We start from the raw sequence: 20,024 nt of genomic DNA, 5'->3' as shown, positions 1-20,024 counted from the left end.
CGCTTTTTATTATTATTTACAGAATTACGGAGAGCTTTTATGGATTTTAAGGTAAAAAGCGCTGAGCTTGAAATTGTATGCGGTATTACAAGTAAACTTCCTGTTAACGTTCAGGCAGAGTTTGCATTTGCGGGAAAGAGTAACGTAGGTAAGTCATCACTTATAAACGGACTTATGAATCGTAAATCCCTTGCTAGAACCAGCGCAGAGCCTGGAAAAACACAAACAATAAATTTTTATCATGTTAACAAAGAATTTTATCTTGTGGATTTGCCAGGATATGGATATGCTAAGAGAGCTAAAGGCGAAGTTGAAAAATGGGGGAAAATGATAGAGAATTATCTTCATTCTTCTAATGTGTTGAAACAGGTTTTCCTTTTGGTGGATATGAGACATGAGCCTGGCGCAAATGATATTCAGATGTACAAATGGATTATACATCAGGGCTATGAACCGATTATTATTGCTACAAAGGCAGATAAGCTTAATCGTTCACAGTATCAAAAGGCACTAAAAGTCCTTCGACAGGGATTTGGAATGCCTTCAGATGGTATTCTTATACCATATTCATCTATTACTAAACAGGGTAGAGATGAAATATATGAAATAATTCAAAGTTATATTTAAAATAAAAATGTTTCTTGGGAGGCATTGCATGAATTTTATTAGAGATATCAAGCTTAATTTTGTTGTAAACTCAGTTATAAGTATTATGTTGGGCTTGGTTCTTGTTATATGGCCTGAAAGTGTTCAGGAAGTAATAGTTTATGTTATAGGTGTTGTTGTTTTGATGCTGGGCATAGGATGCCTTCTTGCGTTTATCAAACTTAGAGCATGGACTATTGGCGGAGTGTTCGATATGTTTTCCGGAGTTGTATTATTGATGCTGGGTGTGTGGATGATGTCTACTCCGGATGATTTTAGTAAGACAGTACTTCGTATGGTGGGACTATTTGTTTTGATAAATGGTCTTATGGCTTCTGGACAGACTTTTTCCCTTAGAACTGCAACCTATGCCAGATGGTGGTTATCACTCATGTTCTCAGTAGTTACGATTATCCTTGGACTTGTTGTAACTATAAATCCGACTTTTGCAGGAAATTTAGTGTTTAGAGTAATAGGTGCAATATTGATTTATAATGGAGCATCCAATATTTGGATTTCTACAAGAGTTAGAAAATATGTCAAAAACAAAGAGTCATTAAAAGAGACAATCGATGTAGAGGCAGAAATAATAGATGAAGACAAAAAATATTAACATTTTTAATTGAACTTATAAAGCAGGTATTAGATACGAGTTATTTAATACCTGTTTTTTTAGATTTATTTTATAAAATGCGTATTGACGGGATTATAAAATGTGTTATATTTGATGTAGAACAAATAAAACAAAAGGAGGTACTCCATGAATATACAAAAATTCACTCAGAAATCCATTGAGGCAGTCAATGGGTGCGATAAAATCGCAAATGAGTTTGGTAATCAGGAAATAGAACAAGAGCATCTTCTTTATTCATTATTGCAGATAGATGATAGTCTGATATCAAGGCTTATAGAAAAAATGGGGATTGACCTTTCTTCATTCAAAGGCCGGGTAGAACAGGCAATTGGAAAAAGACCTAAGGTTCAAGGTGGTCGTCCATATATTGGCGAATATTTGAATAAAGTATTGGTAAGTGCAGAAGATGAAGCAAAGGCTATGGGAGATGAATTTGTTTCCGTAGAACATCTTTTTTTGTGCATGCTCAAAAACCCTAATAAAGAGATTAAGGATATTTTTAAACAATTTGGAATCGACAGAAATTCATTTCTTAAGGTTTTATCAGAGGTTAGAGGAAATAGAACAGTTAATAGTGACAATCCTGAGGCAACCTATGATACCTTGGAAAAATATGGTGAAGAACTTGTTTCCAAGGCAAGACAGCAGAAAATGGATCCGGTTATAGGAAGAGATTCTGAGATTAGAACTGTTATTCAGATTCTTTCCAGAAAAAGTAAGAACAATCCGGTTCTTATAGGGGAACCTGGTGTAGGTAAGACAGCTGTTGTAGAAGCTCTTGCGCAGCGAATTGCAAATGGTGATGTTCCTGCGTCTCTTAAAGATAAGAAAATTTTTTCATTGGATATGGGAGCTCTTGTAGCAGGAGCTAAATATAGAGGAGAATTCGAGGAGAGACTAAAAGCTGTTCTGGAAGATGTTGCAAAGTCTGATGGTGAAATCATTCTATTCATAGATGAACTTCATACAATTGTGGGAGCAGGCAAGACAGATGGTTCTCTTGATGCTGGAAACATGTTAAAGCCGATGCTTGCTCGCGGAGAACTTCATTGTATAGGAGCAACAACGCTTAATGAATATCGTCAGTATATTGAGAAAGATGCAGCACTAGAGCGACGTTTTCAACCTGTCCTTGTAAGCGAGCCTACAGTTGAAGATACTATTAGTATTCTTAGAGGAATAAAAGAAAGATACGAAGATTTCCATAAAGTAAAAATAATGGATAATGCACTTGTAAGTGCAGCTGTATTGTCAAACAGATATATTTCTGATAGATTTTTGCCTGATAAGGCGATTGATCTAGTAGATGAAGCTTGCGCTCTTGTAAAGACTGAAATGGATTCTATGCCTGCTAGTATGGATGAAATGAATAGAAAAATTTTGCAGATGCAAATAGAAGAGACTGCTTTGAAGAAGGAGGAGGATTCTCTTTCAAAAGAAAGGCTGGAAAATCTTCAAAAGGAACTCGCTGAACTCAAAGATTCTTTCCAGGCACAGAAAGCGCAGTGGCAAAATGAAAAGAATGCGGCTCAGAACCTTGCAAAGATGAGAGAAGAAATCAACTCTTTGAATGCTCAGATAGAACTTGCCAAGCGTAATGGTGATTTGGGTAAAGCAGCTGAACTTCAGTATGGAAAACTTCCACAACTTCAGAAAGAGCTTGAAGCAGCAGAAAATCAGACTACAAGTGATAATGCACTTGTGCATGAAAAAGTATCAGATGATGAAATTGCAAGAATAGTATCAAAGTGGACGGGCATACCTGTTGCAAAGCTTTCAGAGAGTGAAAGAAATAAAACACTTCATCTTGCAGATGAACTTCATAAAAGGGTGATAGGTCAGGATGAGGCCGTTGAGAAAGTTTCTGAGGCTATTATGAGAAGCAAAGCCGGAATTAAAGATCCGGATAAGCCGATTGGATCATTCCTGTTTCTCGGACCTACCGGTGTCGGAAAGACAGAACTTGCCAAGTCTCTTGCGGCAGCATTGTTTGATGATGAGACTAATATGGTTCGAATCGATATGAGTGAATATATGGAGAAATATAGTGTGTCCAGACTTATTGGAGCACCTCCAGGATATGTTGGATATGAAGAAGGTGGTCAGCTTACAGAAGCAGTTAGAAGAAAACCTTTTTCAGTAGTGCTATTTGATGAAATAGAGAAGGCGCATCCGGATGTTTTCAATATCATGTTGCAGATACTAGATGATGGACGTGTAACTGATTCACAGGGAAGAACTGTTGATTTTAAGAATACTATTCTTATAATGACGTCAAACCTGGGTGCTCAGAATCTTCTTGATGGAATCAAAGAAGACGGTACTATCGAGGAAAGCGCCCAAAATGCTGTAATGCAGGAACTTAGAGGTCACTTTAGACCAGAGTTTTTAAATAGACTTGATGAGATTATTATGTTTAGTCCTTTGACTAAAACTCATGTAACAGGCATAATAGATTTGATTGTTGCTGATTTGAATAAGAGGCTTAGCGAAAGAGAAATAAGCATCAGACTTACAGATGAGGCAAAGCACTTTGTAGTAGAAAATGCTTATGATCCAAGTTATGGTGCAAGACCTCTTAAAAGATATATTCAAAAGTATGTCGAGACTATGTCTGCAAGGCTTATACTGCAGGATAAAGTAAAGCCGGATGATTCAATTGTATTTGATGTCAAAGATGGAGAGCTTACTGCGGAAGCGATAAATGAAAAATAAGAACGGAGTAAAAAATGGATAATTTGCCAAAGGATCCAGTAATGTTGTTGTCTTTTATGAATATGAAGCTTAGAGATATGTATTCAGACAAAGAAAAAATGATGGATGATTTAGGACTATCAGAAGATGATTGGAATCAGGTTGAGACAAAACTTGCAGCAATTGATTATCATTATAATGTTGATAAGAATCAGTTTGTATAATAGTTAAGTTTGCTATTTGATTTTTGTTCTCACGAAACTCGCAGTAAATGCGAGTTTCTGAATGAAATTGACAAGAAGTCAACTTTTTCAAAAATAATGGAGCATGAGGTTATTCCAAAAGGCCTTATGCTCCGTTATTTTAAATTTTCTTGATGAAAACAAGCCCCTATACACCAGTTTCAAAATAGCTGTCGATAGCTCCTAGAAGCTCGTCTTTGGGCATTGATTTTAAAAGATACTTTTCTGGTTTTAGCATAGCAGCAGTCATGACACTTGTTTTATCACTTTTTGCAGTAAGAAACATGACAGGAGTATCTTTTGTAGTTTGATTTTCTCTAAGTGCGGTAAGCGTTTCCGGACCTGACATTTCAGGCATCATAAAATCTAAAAGAACTAAATCAACACTTGTACTTCCAAGAAAAGCAAGAGCATTCTCTCCGGAATTTGCAATGTAGACTTCATATTTTTCGGAAAGCCAGCTTTTAATGGTGCGCAAAATAACCCCATCATCATCTACAACCAGAATACGCTTTTGAAAACTTCCTTCACCTCTATTAGTTTTGTCTATAAGGATATTTAATGCGCTTGTCAGTATTTTTACGTTAAGAGGTCTTTCGAACGTCTGAGTAACGGAATCTCTGGAGATGTTTTCAAATGTCGTGGTGAATTCGTTTGTGCTTCCGATAATGAAAAATTTAATTTTTTTCTCATCTGATAAAGCTGCAAGATATTTTATTATCGGAACAGGTACTATATCTTCCAAATATAGTATCATTAGTTCATAACTATCTTGCAGACTTTGAATGATATCAAGCTGAGGGTAAATGGTTGTAACTGCAAAACCATCAGTTTCGAGGCCTTTTATAACAGCTTTGACCATGAATTTTTTCCCATCACCAATTAAGATGACCTTTTTTTCCATCTCATCAACCTTCCATTCAGTAGTATGTTATATATGTGGTTTTGGTATTAATAACATTCCAATACAATAAACAAAATCTAGCACAATAATATTCTATATTATGATTATACTTCATTTACAACATTTTTAGAAGATTATCTCTATCAGCAGCAACTAAAAGTGTACGTATTTTTTTAACCTTATCTTTATAATCGGCAGGAATAGAATGATTCGTAAGCATTTCTTTAATCGCTTCATCAGCACTGTCAAAATCAAAGGCTTCTACAAGTTCGCGTATTCCACTAAAGTACTCTTGTAGTTCCTCTTGTGATATAGGAGGAAGATTATCATTGTTTTCCTCATTTTCAAAAAATGAAGAGAGTTCTTTGTAGTTGACATAAAAACCAAGAAGCATTGGTGTCATATTTTTTATATGATCTTCTTTTTTGAGAATACTGCTTTGTTCCATATGAGCTGCAAAACCGGAAAGATGTGTTGCGCCAACAAGTCTTGCTGAACTTTTTAATGAATGAACCTGTGTGGTATAGTTTTCGAAGTCCATATCATCGCAATATTTTTTGATTAGCTCTGCCTTTGAATCAATCTGGCTTATAAAATCTCTTATAATATCTACCATAAGGTCGGCACTTCCACAATTCTTAAGTGCTTCGCTAAGATTAATGCCATGATTATACTCGAATTCATCTATCTCTTCCTTGGACATATTAATCACTTGATAAAGCGGATTATCTTTGTTGTTAGCAGTAAGCCGTGAGTCATCATGAGAGTTTGGTTCTCCATCTTGACTTTGTGATAATAATGTATCAGCCTGCTCATCTTCGTTGTACTGGGCTGTTCCGTACAGATGAACCATACCACCAGGAAGATATTGGATGAGCATGTTTTCAAGTTTTTCAGTATCAACAGGCTTACTAAGATAATCATTGAATCCAGCAGAAAGATATTCTTCTCTTGCTCCGTTAATGGCATTGGCTGTAAGGGCGATAACAGGAGCATCCATGGAAATATTGTTTTCACCCATTTCTTTAAGTTTGTGAAGAGTTTCAATCCCATCCATTTCCGGCATTCTATGGTCTATGAAAATAATATTGTATTTCTTGCTTTTTACCATATCAAGACACATTTTTCCACTAGGTACTGTATCGATATCCATAAGTGAATCTTTTAAGAGACCTTTGATAACCGTAAGATTCATAGGAGTATCATCTACAACAAGTATAGAAGCAGATGGAGCATGGAAAGAAATATGATACTGCCCTTTACTCTTCATGGATTCTGTGAAACTCTTAGTATAATCTCCAATGGCAGTCCAATCTATGACTTTTTGCTTTAAATCAAATGAAAAAACAGAACCCTTATGGTAAGTACTTTCAACTTTTAGTTCACTTCCCATCATACCAAGGAGCTTTTGAACGATGCTCATGCCAAGTCCGGTTCCTTCTATTGTGCGATTTCTTTTTTCGTCCATACGCTCAAACGGAGTAAAGAGTCTGTCCATTTCTTCTTTTTTCATACCCATTCCTGTATCAGCAACAGATATGTGCAATAGAATACTTGTATCGTCAATTATTTCAAAGCCAATAATAAATGTTATTGAACCTTGCTGAGTGTATTTAACAGCATTGGTTAAAATATTTAGTATGCACTGTTTGAGTCTTATGTCGTCACCTACTAAAATATGTGGAAGATTTGGTTCTATCTGGAAATCGAGTTTTAATCCTTTTTCTTCGGCGCGATTGGAAATCATATTGTAAAGGTCATTAATAACAGACCCCATGTCGTATTCAACAGGAATAATAGACATTTTTCCTGCTTCAATTTTGGAAAAATCTAAAATATCATTTACAAGTGATAGTAGGGTTCTGCCGGAAGTTTTGATGTTGCCTGCATATAAAACCAAGTCTTTATCATCAGCATATTCACGGAGAATAATTTCATCCATTCCTAGAATGACGTTAATAGGTGTACGAAGTTCATGTGACATATTGGAAAGAAAAGCGTTTTTGGCAGTATTGGCATGTTGTGCAATGCTAAGTTCTTCACGCATTGTACGTTCTTTTTCTCTTGTTTCAAGATATCTGACAATAAACTGTGCTGCGTTGTCAAGCCTTTGATATAAAAGGTCAATTTCATTTCCGGTATGGATATCGAGAGCATGAATTTCTTCAACGTTTTGAAGAATGTCTTCGTGGTCGCCTTTTTTTAGGACTTCTCTAAAAGCGACTGCAGCTTCTGTCATTTTCGTAAGAGGAAGAGCAACTCGTCTATATACGAAAAAGCTTGTAAAGGCCCCCAAAGGAATGACAACATTCATAATAAGCATGAACATGCGAATATAGAACGCTATGCCATGACGGTTGAGTATGAAAGTACCTGTATATGTCATTGGAATCATTTTGCCTATATCAAAACCGGCTCTGTATTCTAGGGAAGTTTTCCCAGTTTCTTTTTTATTTTCTATATCAGCGTAACTGATAATGTCCTGAATGCCATATTCACTTTTTCCAACGAGACTCTTATCTATCTGAACCACGTCCGAGGGAAGAGATGGAATCAGGAAAGCTGCGGTAAAAGCTGCAAGTATTGCTAGCATGGCGCAGTCAATAGCGATAAGGAAGGTGATACGGTTACCTATAGTTGATTTTTGAGTCTTTTGATATCCTCTGTCATAATAGTAAATTCCTGCGAAAAAGATACTTTTTAGGTTATCAGGCATAAAATGAAAAAATTGATGTAGAGTATAAAAACCTATTAAACACTCAAAAAGAGTTGACCAAAAGTAAATCATATAGGTTTCAAACACTGGTCTTGAAGCAAGTTTAACGTCAGAAATTCTGTTGACAAGAAACCACCATAAAGGACCGAGGTTGAAAGCTGTAATAATCGCGCCACTGATTGCTCCTTTTCTAGTCAAAAGGAGTCTATGCGTTGAATAAAAGGATATTATAAAGCTTGTTATTGTGAAAACAAACATTATATATAGATAATTGGCATCTTTAAAAGATAGGTAGATAAATGTTGTAAAAACGGTAAGAAGTCCCCAAAGATATCCTCCAAGTCCTGAAACCAGAATTAGGGGGATATCCTTAAATGTAATTTCGAACGCAACATTTCCTAAATAAAAAGGAATTCCAGATCTAGCGAATTTTATAGAGAGAACTGTTGCAATTACATATAATGAAAAATTTATAACAAACTGCTTTATAGTCATTTTATGTACAGCCGGAAATAAATGCTCATCTACGCGTAAATCCGGCCTTGAAGATTCTTTATTCATAAACTCTCCTAGAGTACTTGTGAGAATTATATATAATCATTGTTTATTAAGTTATCGGCTTTATTTGATATTTAAGAAGAGTTTTCTATAAAGTAATAATAGTAATCAGGATTGAAAATATTCTAAGATAGAGCAATAATCTGATAAACAGAAAAATATGTCACACTTTATATAATAATTATCAGAAAACAATTTTACATAAAGTGTGATATAATCTTGAAGAATACGTTTTTTTCGTTTATATGATGAAATATTTCTGGAAAAATCCAGATTCTTATTGGTAAATTCCAATCTATGCCAATAAGAAATCATTCTAAAAGAGTCTTCCTGAATTTTTGGGATTTTGACTATGGAAAGGATAAATAATATGGGTAAGTATTTTGGTACAGATGGATTTAGAGGAGAGGCTAATGTAGGACTTACAGCCGATCATGCATATACTGTAGGACGTTTTCTGGGCTGGTATTACGGAGAATTAAAGCGCCAGAAGGGTGACACATCTGCACCTAAGGTTGTAATTGGAAAAGATACAAGACGTTCCAGCTATATGTTTGAGTACAGTCTTGTAGGAGGTCTTGTGGCATCAGGTGCTGACGCTTACCTTCTTCATGTAACAACTACTCCATCCGTTGCATATGTTGCAAGAGTAGATGATTTTGACTGCGGCGTTATGATTACAGCAAGCCATAATCCTTTTTATGATAATGGTATTAAGATTATTAATGGTAATGGCGAAAAGATGGATGAAGACACAATAGCTCTTATTGAAAGCTATATTGATGGTCATCTTGAGGCATTTGGCAAAAAGTGGGATACAATTCCATTCGCAACAAAAGATGCAATTGGTCAGACTGTTGATTACGTTTCTGGACGAAACAGATACATTGGTTATCTTATTTCTCTTGGACTGTATTCTTTCAAAGGAATGAAAGTAGGTCTTGATTGTGCAAATGGCGCTTCATGGAATGTTGCTAAATCTGTATTTGATGCTCTTGGCGCTACAACCTATGTAATAGGTGATGCTCCAAATGGTACTAATATTAATAACAATGCGGGTTCAACTCACATTGAAGGTCTTCAGAAGTTTGTAGTTGAAAAAGGACTTGATGTAGGATTTGCTTTTGATGGTGATGCAGACAGATGTCTGTGCGTTGATGAGAGAGGAAATGTTGTATCAGGAGACCATATTCTTTATGTATATGGAAAATACATGAAGGATCGAGGAGAACTAGTAAATAATACAGTTGTTACAACAGTTATGAGTAACTTTGGTCTTTACAAGGCATTTGATGAAGCCGGAATAGGTTATGCCAAGACTGCAGTTGGCGATAAATATGTATATGAGTATATGACAAAAAATAATTGTATTCTTGGTGGTGAGCAGTCCGGACACATTATTTTCTCAAAATATGCTACAACAGGAGATGGTATTCTTACATCTATTAAAATGATGGAAGTAATGCTTGCTAGAAAGAAAAAAATGTCTGAACTTATTTCTCCGCTTGTTATCTATCCTCAGGTTCTTGTTAATATCAGAGTTACAGATAAGACAAAGGCTCAGAATGATCCTGAAGTTAGAGCAAAAGTTGATGAAGTTGCACAAAGCCTTGGAAACACAGGACGTATTCTTGTTCGTGAGTCAGGTACAGAACCAGTTGTACGTGTAATGGTAGAGGCAGAAGATAAAGCAACATGTCAGGAACTTGTAGATTCAGTTATACGTGTTATTAAAGAGAGAGGATACGAAGCACACTAATGGATCTTTTTGAATATGCAAGAACTAAAAACTCAGATACAGAGTCACCTCTTGCAGCCCGTATGCGTCCAAAGACCTTAGAAGAAGTCGTAGGGCAAGAGCATATTATTGGAAAAGACAAACTTTTATATCGTGCTATAAAAGCAGATAAGATTCGTTCTATTATCTTGTATGGCCCGCCCGGAACTGGTAAAACAACTCTTGCTAAAGTTATTGCCAATACAACCAAAGCAGAATTTTTGCAGATAAATGCAACAGTTGCAGGCAAAAAAGATATGGAAGAAGTCATCGAGAAAGCTAAGAATAATGCAGGCATGTTCCAAAAAAAGACGATTCTTTTTATAGATGAGATTCATAGATTTAATAAGGGGCAGCAGGATTACCTGCTCCCTTTCGTCGAAGATGGAACTATCACGCTTATCGGTGCAACAACGGAAAATCCGTATTTTGAGGTAAACGGAGCTTTACTTTCTCGTTCAGTAATATTTGAATTAAAGCCGTTATCTGTAGATGATATAAAAGTTCTCATAAAAAGAGCTGTATATGATACACAAAAGGGAATGGCTTCCTACAACGCTACGATAGATGAAGAAGCACTGGATTTTCTTGCAAATATGGCAGATGGAGATGCAAGGCATGCATTGAATGCCATAGAGCTTGGAATAATGACAACCAATAGAAGTGAAGATGGTAAAATTCATATTACAACTGAAGTTGCAAAAGAGTGCATTCAAAAGAAGGTAGCTCGTTACGATAAAGATGGCGACAACCACTATGATACTATTTCGGCGTTTATTAAAAGTATTAGAGGAAGTGATCCGGATGCAGCCGTGTATTACCTTGCAAGAATGCTGGATGCTGGAGAAGATCCGAAGTTTATAGCAAGAAGGATGATGGTAAGTGCATCGGAGGATATTGGAAACGCTGATCCAAAAGCACTTGAAATAGCCGTCGCAGCTTCGCTTGCAGTTGAAAGACTGGGAATGCCGGAAGGTAGAATAACCTTGTCACAGGCAGTTACATATCTTGCTACAGCTCCTAAGAGTAATAGTGCTATAACAGCGATTGACGATGCTATTAAAGAAGTAAGAGAAAGCGGCAATTTGCAGATTCCGTCTCACTTAAAGGATGCACATTATAAGTCTGCTTCTAAACTAGGTCATGGAACCGGATATTTGTATGCTCACAATTATCCAAATCACTATGTAAAACAGCAGTATCTGCCATATGAACTAAATGGTAAAGAATTCTATTCTCCATCAGGTAATGGATATGAACTGAAAATCCGTGATCATATGAGAGCACTTAAGGCTGCAGAAGAGAAAAGAAAAAAAGACAATGACTAAACTAATAAGACTTTTTGCCTGAAATTTTACACAGCAAAAAGTCTTAATGTATCTTTAAGATGGCAGAAGAAATTTGAAGCTGCCGCAGGGGAAAGTGAGTAAAACATGTCATCACAATATCTAACGTTATATAAAATAATAGTTTTATATATGCTGAAACGTTCAGATGTTTCTTTGTCAAAATCACAGATTTATGATTTTATGCTTGAAGGTGAATATACTAATTTTTTGACAATGCAGGAAGTTTTTTTCGAGCTGAGAAATCAAAATTTTATTTTTGAAGAAAAAGAGCAAAATCGAACTTTTCTCAGACTTTCAAGTGAAGGTGAACAGACACTACTTTTTTTTCTAGGGCACGTAGATGCAGAGATACGGTTGAGTGTTGACAGATTCCTTGAAGAAAATAAACTTCGTATTCGTGATGAGTCTTCGATACTTGCAGATTATCAAAAGACATCAGATGGCCAATATGAAGTTTCCCTCCAGATAAAAGAGATGGGGCAAAGCGTATTTGAGTTAAAACTGCCAATGCCAACAGAAGAAATGGCAGAAAATCTTTGCTATAAGTGGAAGGAAAAAAGCCATCTGGTGTATCAAAATATTGTTGAGTCTTTGCTGAAATAAGGATGTGTAAAAAAATTAAAAACTCTTTTTCTTTACCATCACATAAACAAAGTAAATAATGAACATTGTCGAAGTAACTGCCCATGTTACAGGATAACTGTATACTACCATTTCTATTTTTCCAGAAATCGGCACGATAAAGAGTATCCATACAATTCTGAGAAGGCAGATTCCAGAAAGTGTCATTATAGTAGGAATAAGGGTGTCACCTATTCCTCGAAGTGCTCCAGCTAGTATTTCAACTGCGACATAGATTCCGTAGAAAGGAACCATGCATCGCATCATTACATTTCCATATCTAAGAACCTCTGCTCCAATTTTATGATTGGAGATGAATAATCCTAAAAGTGGCATTCTAGCAACGTACATAATTATTGATAAGCTAATAGTCATGGCATAGGTGAAAATGAGTCCTTGCTTTATGGATTCACGTACACGGCTATTCTTACCAGCACCATAGTTTTGGCCAACAAAAGTGGTTACAGCTATTCCAAGAGACTGCATTATCATCCATAAAATAACATCAATTTTGCCGTAGGCTGCCCAGGCGGATACTGCAGCTGTTCCAAAAGAGTTAATAGCAGATTGAATAAGCAGATTTGAAAGAGTATACATCGAAGATTGGATTCCAGCAGGAAGACCAATCTGTATTATTCTATTCATAATCCCTTTATCAAATGCAATTTCTTTTAATCTAAGTTTATATTCTGCTTTGATTCTAACCATTATCACCAGAATAAGTATGGAACTGATAAGCTGGCAGAGAATGGTAGCAATAGCAACGCCCACAACGCCCATATCCATTTTTATAACGAATAAGATATCAAGAATGATATTGGAAAAAGTAGCAACTAAAAGTACCCATAAAGGGCTTTTGGAGTCTCCTAGCGCGCGCAAAACACCAGAACCGACATTATATACAATATTTGGTATCATTCCAAGAAAATAGATTCTAAGGTACATAGTAGACATGTCTATAGTATCTTTTGGGGTCTTTAAAACTTCAATTCCCCAAGGAGTAAAAATAAAACCTATTATTGTGAAGGCCAGTCCGCCAGTAAAAGCAAGAGCAATAGAAGTGTGAATGGCCTTTTTAACCATTTTCATTTGCTTTGCTCCGTAGAACTGCGCAATTACAACGGTAGCACCTGATGCAAGTCCTCCAAAAAAACCAACAAATAAATTAACTATCATAGCAGCAGAGCCGCCTACAGCTGCAAGTGCTTCAGGACTTACATATTTTCCTACAATAATTGCATCAACTGTGTTATATAATTGTTGAAAAAAACTCCCAAAAAGCAGAGGGAAAAAGTATCTAAGCATTTCAACTTTAATATTTCCCTCGATAATAGAGTTTTGTAGATGTTTGTTTTCTGTTTTTTCCATTTTACTACCCTTAACTACCCTTTTTTAGAAAAAATCTAATAATGCATTGACATGATGAATACAAATTGATATAATAACATACGTGTCTTGTGAAAGCAAGCTACATAATAAGCTACTATGGCTCAGGTGGTAGAGCGTCGCCTTGGTAAGGCGGAGGTCACGGGTCCGAGTCCCGTTAGTAGCTTTTTTTAATAAGCAGTGACTATATGGTTTTGTACAAAGCCTTATGGTTACTGCTTTTTTGTTATTTGAACTAATTAGATGAGTTCTGATGGCTTGTAATATTTCATGAGCAGAACTGTTTATAAACGTTGGTTCTTATTGGGTTTTTTTTAGCGCATTACGAACCATTACGTTTATAATCAAGCGAAAGCGTGTCTGCGACGAAATATACAAACATCAGAACAGATTATATAAAACAAAAAAGTATGCATAATGAAATATTACGCCATATTCTTTATCGGAAAAAACAGTGATTGTGGTAATACAAATAGAGTATAAAACCCGTAATAAAAGCTTTAAAGCTTTTGTTACGGGTTTTAGTATGTAATGATAATTGGCTTTAGACAATTAGATTTTTTTATGGTGTCCCCTGCTGATTAGGATCAGGTTGAGGCTGTTGGGTATTAGGATCGGCTTGCTGCTGAGCCTGAGCATTAGGGTCAGCCTGAGGCTGCTGTTGGGCATTAGGATCAGCCTGAGGAGTCTGAGCATTAGGATCAGCTTGCTGCTGGGCATTAGGATCAGGTTGAGGCTGAGTGGTATTTCCTGTTATCTGTTCAGGTGTCATACCTGTCTCAGCAGAGATTCTATTAACAATCTCCTGATTCTGAATTGCTAATATCTCCTGTGCATTTGGCTGAGCGAAGAATGCTTCATTATGAGGACAAGTCTGAGAGGTTGGTACACCATCAGCTGTAACTTGCCCCTTATATCCCGAACCCTTCCAGAGAATCTGAGGTTCAACAGGAACTACAGTAGATACTTTTGTAACTTTGAAAGGACACTGTTCTGTAGCAGGAAGTCCGCAATAGTTACAAATTGTCTGAACCATATGAACGTTACAGGTTTCAGTTGGTACAGTTCCTTCTGCAAAGTATTCAGTCTTTAATGAACCTCCGCAAAGATTTGATGAAGGAAGAAGTCCTGACTGAGAGCATACAGTAGCAGTAGTAACGTCTGAAGGCTTCTTGAACTTTGCTGCAGGAAGATCCTTATGTATTTTGCTCATTACTTTTTTCCACATTGTCTTGGCAAGATGAGTCTCTGCTGAAGAACTAAGCTTTCCTACAGTGTCATAACCTGCCCAGCATGATGTTGTATAGTAATTAGTAAAGCCACAAAGCCATACGTCATTGTTGCCGGTTGTAGTACCTGTTTTTGCAGCAATATCTGTGCCGCCAAAGTTAACAGCTTTACCTGTACCAGAAGATACAACATCTTGCATTGCAGAAGTTAAGAGAAATGCTGAACTTTCTTTGAGTATTCGCTCGCCTTGTCTGTTAGTATTATCTAGAAGAATATTTCCGTCATGATCTACAACTTTTGTATATAGAGTAGGCTTATAGTAAACACCACCATTTGCGATGGCTGCATAAGCAGCATTGATTTCTATATTCTTGATACCTTTTGTAATACCACCAAGACAAAGTGTCTGTGACTTATCAGAGTATATTTTTCCATTAATCTTAACTTTATCAATTAAAGTAGTGAAATGGAATTTTTGTGTAAGGTAGTCAAAACCAAGCTGAGGCGTAATAAGAGTCATGAGCTTAACTGTTACTACGTTCATGGAATCTCTAATACCTTCTCGAATGCTTGAAAGACCACGATATCCCTTATACCAGTTACGAACCTGGACACCGCTATCATATGCAAATGGAGCATCATTTATAGTAGTTGCCAGTGTATATCCGGCGCTGTCGATAGCAGGAGCATAGGCCGCCAGAACCTTAAATGCAGAACCTGGCTGTCTTGTTGCATCTGTTGCTCTGTTGAGAGTACGGCTGGCGGTCTTTTCACCACGACCACCTTCGATAGCTACAACGTAACCTGTTGACTGATCTTCAATTGTCATTGATACCTGAGGCTGAGGTGTTAATGTATATCTTTCATCATATACCTTGTCTCCATCGCCAAGTACGGCTGCCTTATATTTTTCAATAGCTTCAAGTGCTGCATCTTTACTGGAGAAAAGAAGTGAGAATTTCTTATTTGTTGCCTTGAAATAAGTTTCCATCTTCTCATCACTGAAGTTTTCATGAGAACCATCAGCTTTTTTAATAGTAAGCGCATAATCCAGTAAAAACTTTGTATTGCTAGGATAGTTAGATTCATCTAAGAAAATCTCATCAGCTATAGCTTGAATTTTAGGATCTTCAGTAGAGTAAATTTTAAGTCCGCCGCTGTAAAGAAGTGAATAAGCTTGAGTTTCTGTGTAACCTGCTTCAATTAAATCATTAATGACATTTTCTGTAAGTGCATCAACGAAATATGAATTTACAGCATTGTCCTCATTTTTGGAATCCACAATCTGAATTCTTGAATAAACATCATCAGCAATGGCTTCATCATATTCTGCCTTAGTGATAAATTTTTGATCAAGCATGTTGTCGAGAACTTTTTTACGTCTCTTAGCGTTCTGATCAGGATGTAAAATAGGATTAAAGCGACTTGGATTCTGCGTAATACCTGCAATAACAGCACATTCAGACAAATTCAGTTCGCTGACTGGTTTGTTGAAATATCTAAGAGATGCGGCCTGAACACCCAGACAGTTCTGACCAAGGTTGATAGTGTTCATGTAGTTAAGAAGAATATCAGGTTTACTCATATTCTTCTCTAATTGAAGGGCAAGATGTTGTTCCTGAACTTTTCGCTTTATCTTGGAATTGGACATTCCAGAACCTTCTTTGGTCCATGAAGTCAAAACATTGTTTTTGATGAGCTGCTGCGTAATAGTGGAAGCACCTTCACTTGCGTGTCCTGACTTAATAGCGATAAATGCGGCACGAATGATACCCTGTATATCAATACCGTTATGCTGATAGAAACGCGCATCTTCAATTGCTACAAATGCGTTTGAAAGATTTTTTGGTACCATATCTCCAGTAACAGGTATACGGTTGGAGTCTGTTGATACCAGCTTTGCAATCTGATTTCCATCGGCATCATATACAAATGTACTAAATCCAGATGGAGTAACGTCAATGTTGGAAATATCCGGTGCGGAATCAATAATGCCTGATATAGCACCAAAACCAGCAGAGCAGGCAAGGAAAATTCCTGCAATTGCCGCTACAATGATTACTTTTACTAATAGGATACCGAACTTTTTGCACCAACGTCCGGATCCTTTGCGAAGTTCCGCTTCTTGCCTGCGGACACCTTCTTTACTATAATTCATGATGTAATTACCCCTTTCCAATGCTCTAAAAATGAGCACAAGTTACGGACAGCCTAGAAAAAGCTGTGGTAACAGATTCGAACGATTGTGAAAATCATACATACAAAAGAAAAAACAAGTATAATACGACAAATAATCGTTCTAAAGGTTTGCAAATAAAGAAAAATACTAATCTTTATTAACAAACATAGGTTTAAAAGGCAGAATCTTGAAATATTATAGCAAAAAAGCTTTATAATATAAAGTAAAAGATAATAAATAATAGGTTCTTGCTGACAAGTATCCTAAATCTTGGCAAGAATTCACAGGTTACTAATAGGAGCATTATGGAAGAGAATAAGTTGAAGAGCTACAAAATATTAGCCAAAACAGGAGGCGGAGAATATGAAGAAAAAAAATCCAGATTTATCGGTGAGAGCTTTATAATCAGAAGTCAGGATGAAGCAGAAGAAATACTTGCAGCTATAACGAAAAAATATTGGGATGCCAAACATAATTGTTATGCTTTTATTCTAGGTCAAAACAGCGAAATATCGCGATGCAGTGATAATGGAGAACCTTCAGGGACGGCAGGAAAACCTATACTTGAGGTAATAAAAGGGCAAGGACTTACTAATACGTTAGTAGTGGTTACAAGGTATTTTGGAGGAACACTTCTTGGAACCGGTGGACTTGTAAGAGCATATACAAAGGCAGCTCAGATTGCACTTGAAAATAGTACCATAGCCACAATGACACTTGGTGCTAAACTTACAGTTAGTGTCAGTTATAGCAATATAGACAGAATGCTGCATTTTTTTGAAATAGAGAGTATTCAAGTTGATAATCCTGTTTATGCAGAAGATGTATCTTATGAAATAACAGTTGAAAACAGTATTTTGAATGAAATCAAAGATAAAATTATTCAACTTACAAATGGACAGGCAAAAGTTACTGAAAAAGAAAAGGGCTATTATCCAATTTTTAAATAAAAACGAGTTGAAACAAGAAGAATTGGGCATTTACACTTTATGTGAAAAAACGTCAGGAACTACAGTAAATGTAATTTCTGACGTTTTTGCTATACAAAAAACTAATCTATAAAATTATTTGCCGTTCTTCATCTTAGCTGCAATTCCTGCTCTCTTACGCTTTGTAGGATCAAGAATTCTCTTGCGGATTCTGAGGTTATCAGGTGTTACCTCCAAAAGCTCATCAGTATCAATGAACTCGATAGCTTCTTCGAGAGACATAACCTTAGGCGGAACAAGACGAAGTGCTTCATCTGAAGAAGAAGTACGAGTGTTGGACAGATGCTTTGTCTTACATACGTTAACTTCGATATCTTCACCACGACCATTGCTACCGATAACCATACCTGTGTAAACCTTATCACCAGGTTTAACAAACAATGTTCCACGCTCCTGAGCATTGAAAAGACCATATGTAACAGCCTCACCTGTCTCGAAAGCGATAAGTGAACCCTGCTTACGGTAGGAGATATCTCCCTTATATGGAGCATAACCGTCAAATTCAGTGTTCATGATACCGTTTCCCTTTGTATCTGTCATGAAATCATTACGATATCCGATAAGACCACGGGAAGGAATGTTAAACTCAAGACGTGTATAACCGCCGTTAGCTGTGCCCATGTTAGCAAGCTCACCTTTACGCTGAGAAAGAGTCTGGATTACTGCACCAGAGAACTCTTCAGGAACGTCAATATAACACTTTTCCATAGGCTCAAGCTTCTTGCCGTTTTCATCATATTTGTAAATAACTTCTGCTTTAGATACAGCAAATTCAAAACCTTCACGACGCATGTTCTCAATAAGTACTGAGAGATGAAGCTCACCACGTCCGGAAACCTTAAGAGTATCAGCACTTTCAGTTTCTTCAACACGAAGAGAAACATCTGTGTTGAGCTCTTTGAAGAGTCTGTCTCTGATATGACGTGAAGTTACAAACTTACCTTCCTGACCAGCAAGAGGAGAATCATTAACGATAAAGTTCATGCTGATTGTAGGCTCGGAAATCTTCTGGAATGGGATGGCAACAGGGTTCTCAGGAGAACAGAGAGTATCACCGATTTTAAGATCGCTGATACCAGAAAGAGCAACAATAGCGCCCATGCTGGCAGACTGAACTTCAACCTTGTTAAGTCCATCGTATTCATAAAGCTTTGTAACTTTAGTCTTAATCTTACGATCAGGATCATGGTGGTTGATGATGACTACTTCATCGTTAACCTTAACTGTACCATTATCAATCTTACCTACACCGATACGACCAACATATTCGTTGTAATCGATTGTGCTGATAAGAATCTGAGTATTAGCTTCAGGATCACCTGTTGGAGCTGGGATATAATCGATAATAGTATCAAGAAGAGGCATCATATCCTTACCTGGCTCATCAAGAGACTTGGAAGCGATACCCTCTCTTGCGGATGCGAAAACGAAAGGACAGTCAAGCTGCTCATCATTTGCACCAAGATCCATAAGAAGCTCGAGAACTTCATCGATAACGTCATTTGGACGAGCTTCAGGACGGTCAATCTTGTTGATGCAGCATACAACAGGAAGCTGCAGTTCCATTGCCTTACGAAGAACGAACTTTGTCTGTGGCATAGGTCCTTCAAAAGCATCTACAACAAGGATAACACCGTTAACCATTTTAAGAACACGCTCAACCTCACCACCAAAGTCAGCATGACCAGGAGTGTCGATAATGTTAATCTTTGTATTTTTATAAGTGATTGCTGTGTTCTTGGACATGATAGTGATACCACGCTCACGCTCGATATCATTAGAATCCATTACACGTTCTACTACTTCCTGATTATCACGAAAAATGCCGCTCTGTCTAAGCATAGCGTCAACTAGTGTTGTCTTACCATGGTCAACATGGGCAATAATTGCGACATTTCTAACGTCGTTTCTAGACTGTACCATATTATATTACTCCTCAGTATTATTACATAAAAAATATTATTTCTTTGCAAACTACCATAGTATAGCACGCAGTTTTTTTATGTGCAATATTTTAATAATAAGAATTGCACTAAAAAACAATAAAAGATATGTTAAAAATTGACAAGAAATAAAAGTGTATTTTTTATGCCTATAACA

13 protein-coding genes and 1 tRNA gene are annotated in these 20,024 nt (G+C 36.7%); 9 read left to right on the top strand and 5 right to left on the bottom strand.

Going from position 1 to position 20,024, the window contains the following annotated elements; genetic code table 11:
- Positions 1 to 39: 39 nt before the first annotated feature.
- The 4 genes from yihA to G634_RS0100275 all read left to right on the top strand — a co-directional run bounded on the left by yihA (position 40) and on the right by G634_RS0100275 (position 4,197).
- Positions 40 to 627, top strand: coding sequence for a ribosome biogenesis GTP-binding protein YihA/YsxC (yihA, locus tag G634_RS0100290; RefSeq protein WP_026503607.1), 588 nt, complete (start codon positions 40 to 42; stop codon positions 625 to 627).
- Positions 628 to 655: 28 nt separating this feature from the next.
- A complete protein-coding gene (locus G634_RS0100285; protein WP_026503606.1) occupies positions 656 to 1,258 on the top strand; it encodes an HdeD family acid-resistance protein in 603 nt (200 codons plus the stop codon).
- 147 nt (positions 1,259 to 1,405) lie between these two features.
- Entirely contained in the window at positions 1,406 to 3,994 is a 2,589-nt protein-coding gene (gene clpB, locus G634_RS0100280) for an ATP-dependent chaperone ClpB (RefSeq protein ID WP_026503605.1), read from the top strand.
- 14 nt (positions 3,995 to 4,008) lie between these two features.
- Positions 4,009 to 4,197, top strand: coding sequence for a DUF4250 domain-containing protein (locus G634_RS0100275; RefSeq protein WP_026503604.1), 189 nt, complete (start codon positions 4,009 to 4,011; stop codon positions 4,195 to 4,197).
- A gap of 166 nt (positions 4,198 to 4,363) precedes the next feature.
- Here the strand turns inward: G634_RS0100275 and G634_RS0100270 are convergent, their stop codons facing one another.
- On the bottom strand, positions 4,364 to 5,119 hold the full coding sequence (locus G634_RS0100270) for a response regulator (RefSeq protein WP_026503603.1): 756 nt from the start codon (positions 5,117 to 5,119) through the stop codon (positions 4,364 to 4,366).
- 115 nt (positions 5,120 to 5,234) lie between these two features.
- Positions 5,235 to 8,396: a response regulator gene (locus G634_RS17390; protein WP_051233582.1), complete on the bottom strand. Its 3,162-nt coding sequence runs from the start codon at positions 8,394 to 8,396 to the stop codon at positions 5,235 to 5,237.
- A gap of 367 nt (positions 8,397 to 8,763) precedes the next feature.
- Between G634_RS17390 and glmM the strand changes: the two genes are divergently transcribed.
- The 3 genes from glmM to G634_RS0100250 all read left to right on the top strand — a co-directional run bounded on the left by glmM (position 8,764) and on the right by G634_RS0100250 (position 12,122).
- The gene (glmM, locus tag G634_RS0100260) at positions 8,764 to 10,152 is read left to right on the top strand and encodes a phosphoglucosamine mutase (protein WP_026503602.1); all 1,389 of its coding nucleotides are present in this window, start codon (positions 8,764 to 8,766) and stop codon (positions 10,150 to 10,152) included.
- A complete protein-coding gene (locus G634_RS0100255; protein ID WP_026503601.1) occupies positions 10,152 to 11,498 on the top strand; it encodes a replication-associated recombination protein A in 1,347 nt (448 codons plus the stop codon). The genes glmM and G634_RS0100255 overlap by 1 nt, the downstream gene beginning before the upstream one ends.
- Positions 11,499 to 11,603: 105 nt before the next feature.
- A complete protein-coding gene (locus G634_RS0100250) occupies positions 11,604 to 12,122 on the top strand; it encodes a DUF4364 family protein (RefSeq protein ID WP_026503600.1) in 519 nt (172 codons plus the stop codon).
- 15 nt (positions 12,123 to 12,137) lie between these two features.
- Here the strand turns inward: G634_RS0100250 and G634_RS0100245 are convergent, their stop codons facing one another.
- Complete coding sequence (locus G634_RS0100245; protein WP_026503599.1) at positions 12,138 to 13,508, bottom strand: MATE family efflux transporter; 1,371 nt, start codon at positions 13,506 to 13,508, stop codon at positions 12,138 to 12,140.
- 111 nt (positions 13,509 to 13,619) lie between these two features.
- Between G634_RS0100245 and G634_RS0100240 the strand changes: the two genes are divergently transcribed.
- Positions 13,620 to 13,692, top strand: a tRNA-Thr gene (locus G634_RS0100240).
- Positions 13,693 to 14,088: 396 nt separating this feature from the next.
- Here G634_RS0100240 and G634_RS17385 read toward each other — a convergent pair.
- Positions 14,089 to 16,914 (bottom strand): transglycosylase domain-containing protein, encoded by a 2,826-nt coding sequence (locus G634_RS17385; protein WP_081676387.1) that lies wholly within the window; start codon positions 16,912 to 16,914, stop codon positions 14,089 to 14,091.
- A 326-nt stretch (positions 16,915 to 17,240) separates the two neighbouring features.
- On the opposite strand from G634_RS17385, the gene G634_RS0100230 reads away from it, so the two are divergent.
- Positions 17,241 to 17,885 (top strand): YigZ family protein, encoded by a 645-nt coding sequence (locus G634_RS0100230; RefSeq protein WP_035798351.1) that lies wholly within the window; start codon positions 17,241 to 17,243, stop codon positions 17,883 to 17,885.
- Between the two features lie 114 nt (positions 17,886 to 17,999).
- Here the strand turns inward: G634_RS0100230 and typA are convergent, their stop codons facing one another.
- On the bottom strand, positions 18,000 to 19,847 hold the full coding sequence (gene typA, locus G634_RS0100225; protein WP_026503597.1) for a translational GTPase TypA: 1,848 nt from the start codon (positions 19,845 to 19,847) through the stop codon (positions 18,000 to 18,002).
- Between the last annotated feature and the right edge of the window lie 177 nt (positions 19,848 to 20,024).

This window comes from Butyrivibrio sp. NC3005, from assembly GCF_000424545.1.
Lineage (GTDB): Bacteria > Bacillota > Clostridia > Lachnospirales > Lachnospiraceae > Butyrivibrio.
This window is presented reverse-complemented; position numbering and strand designations above follow the sequence as displayed.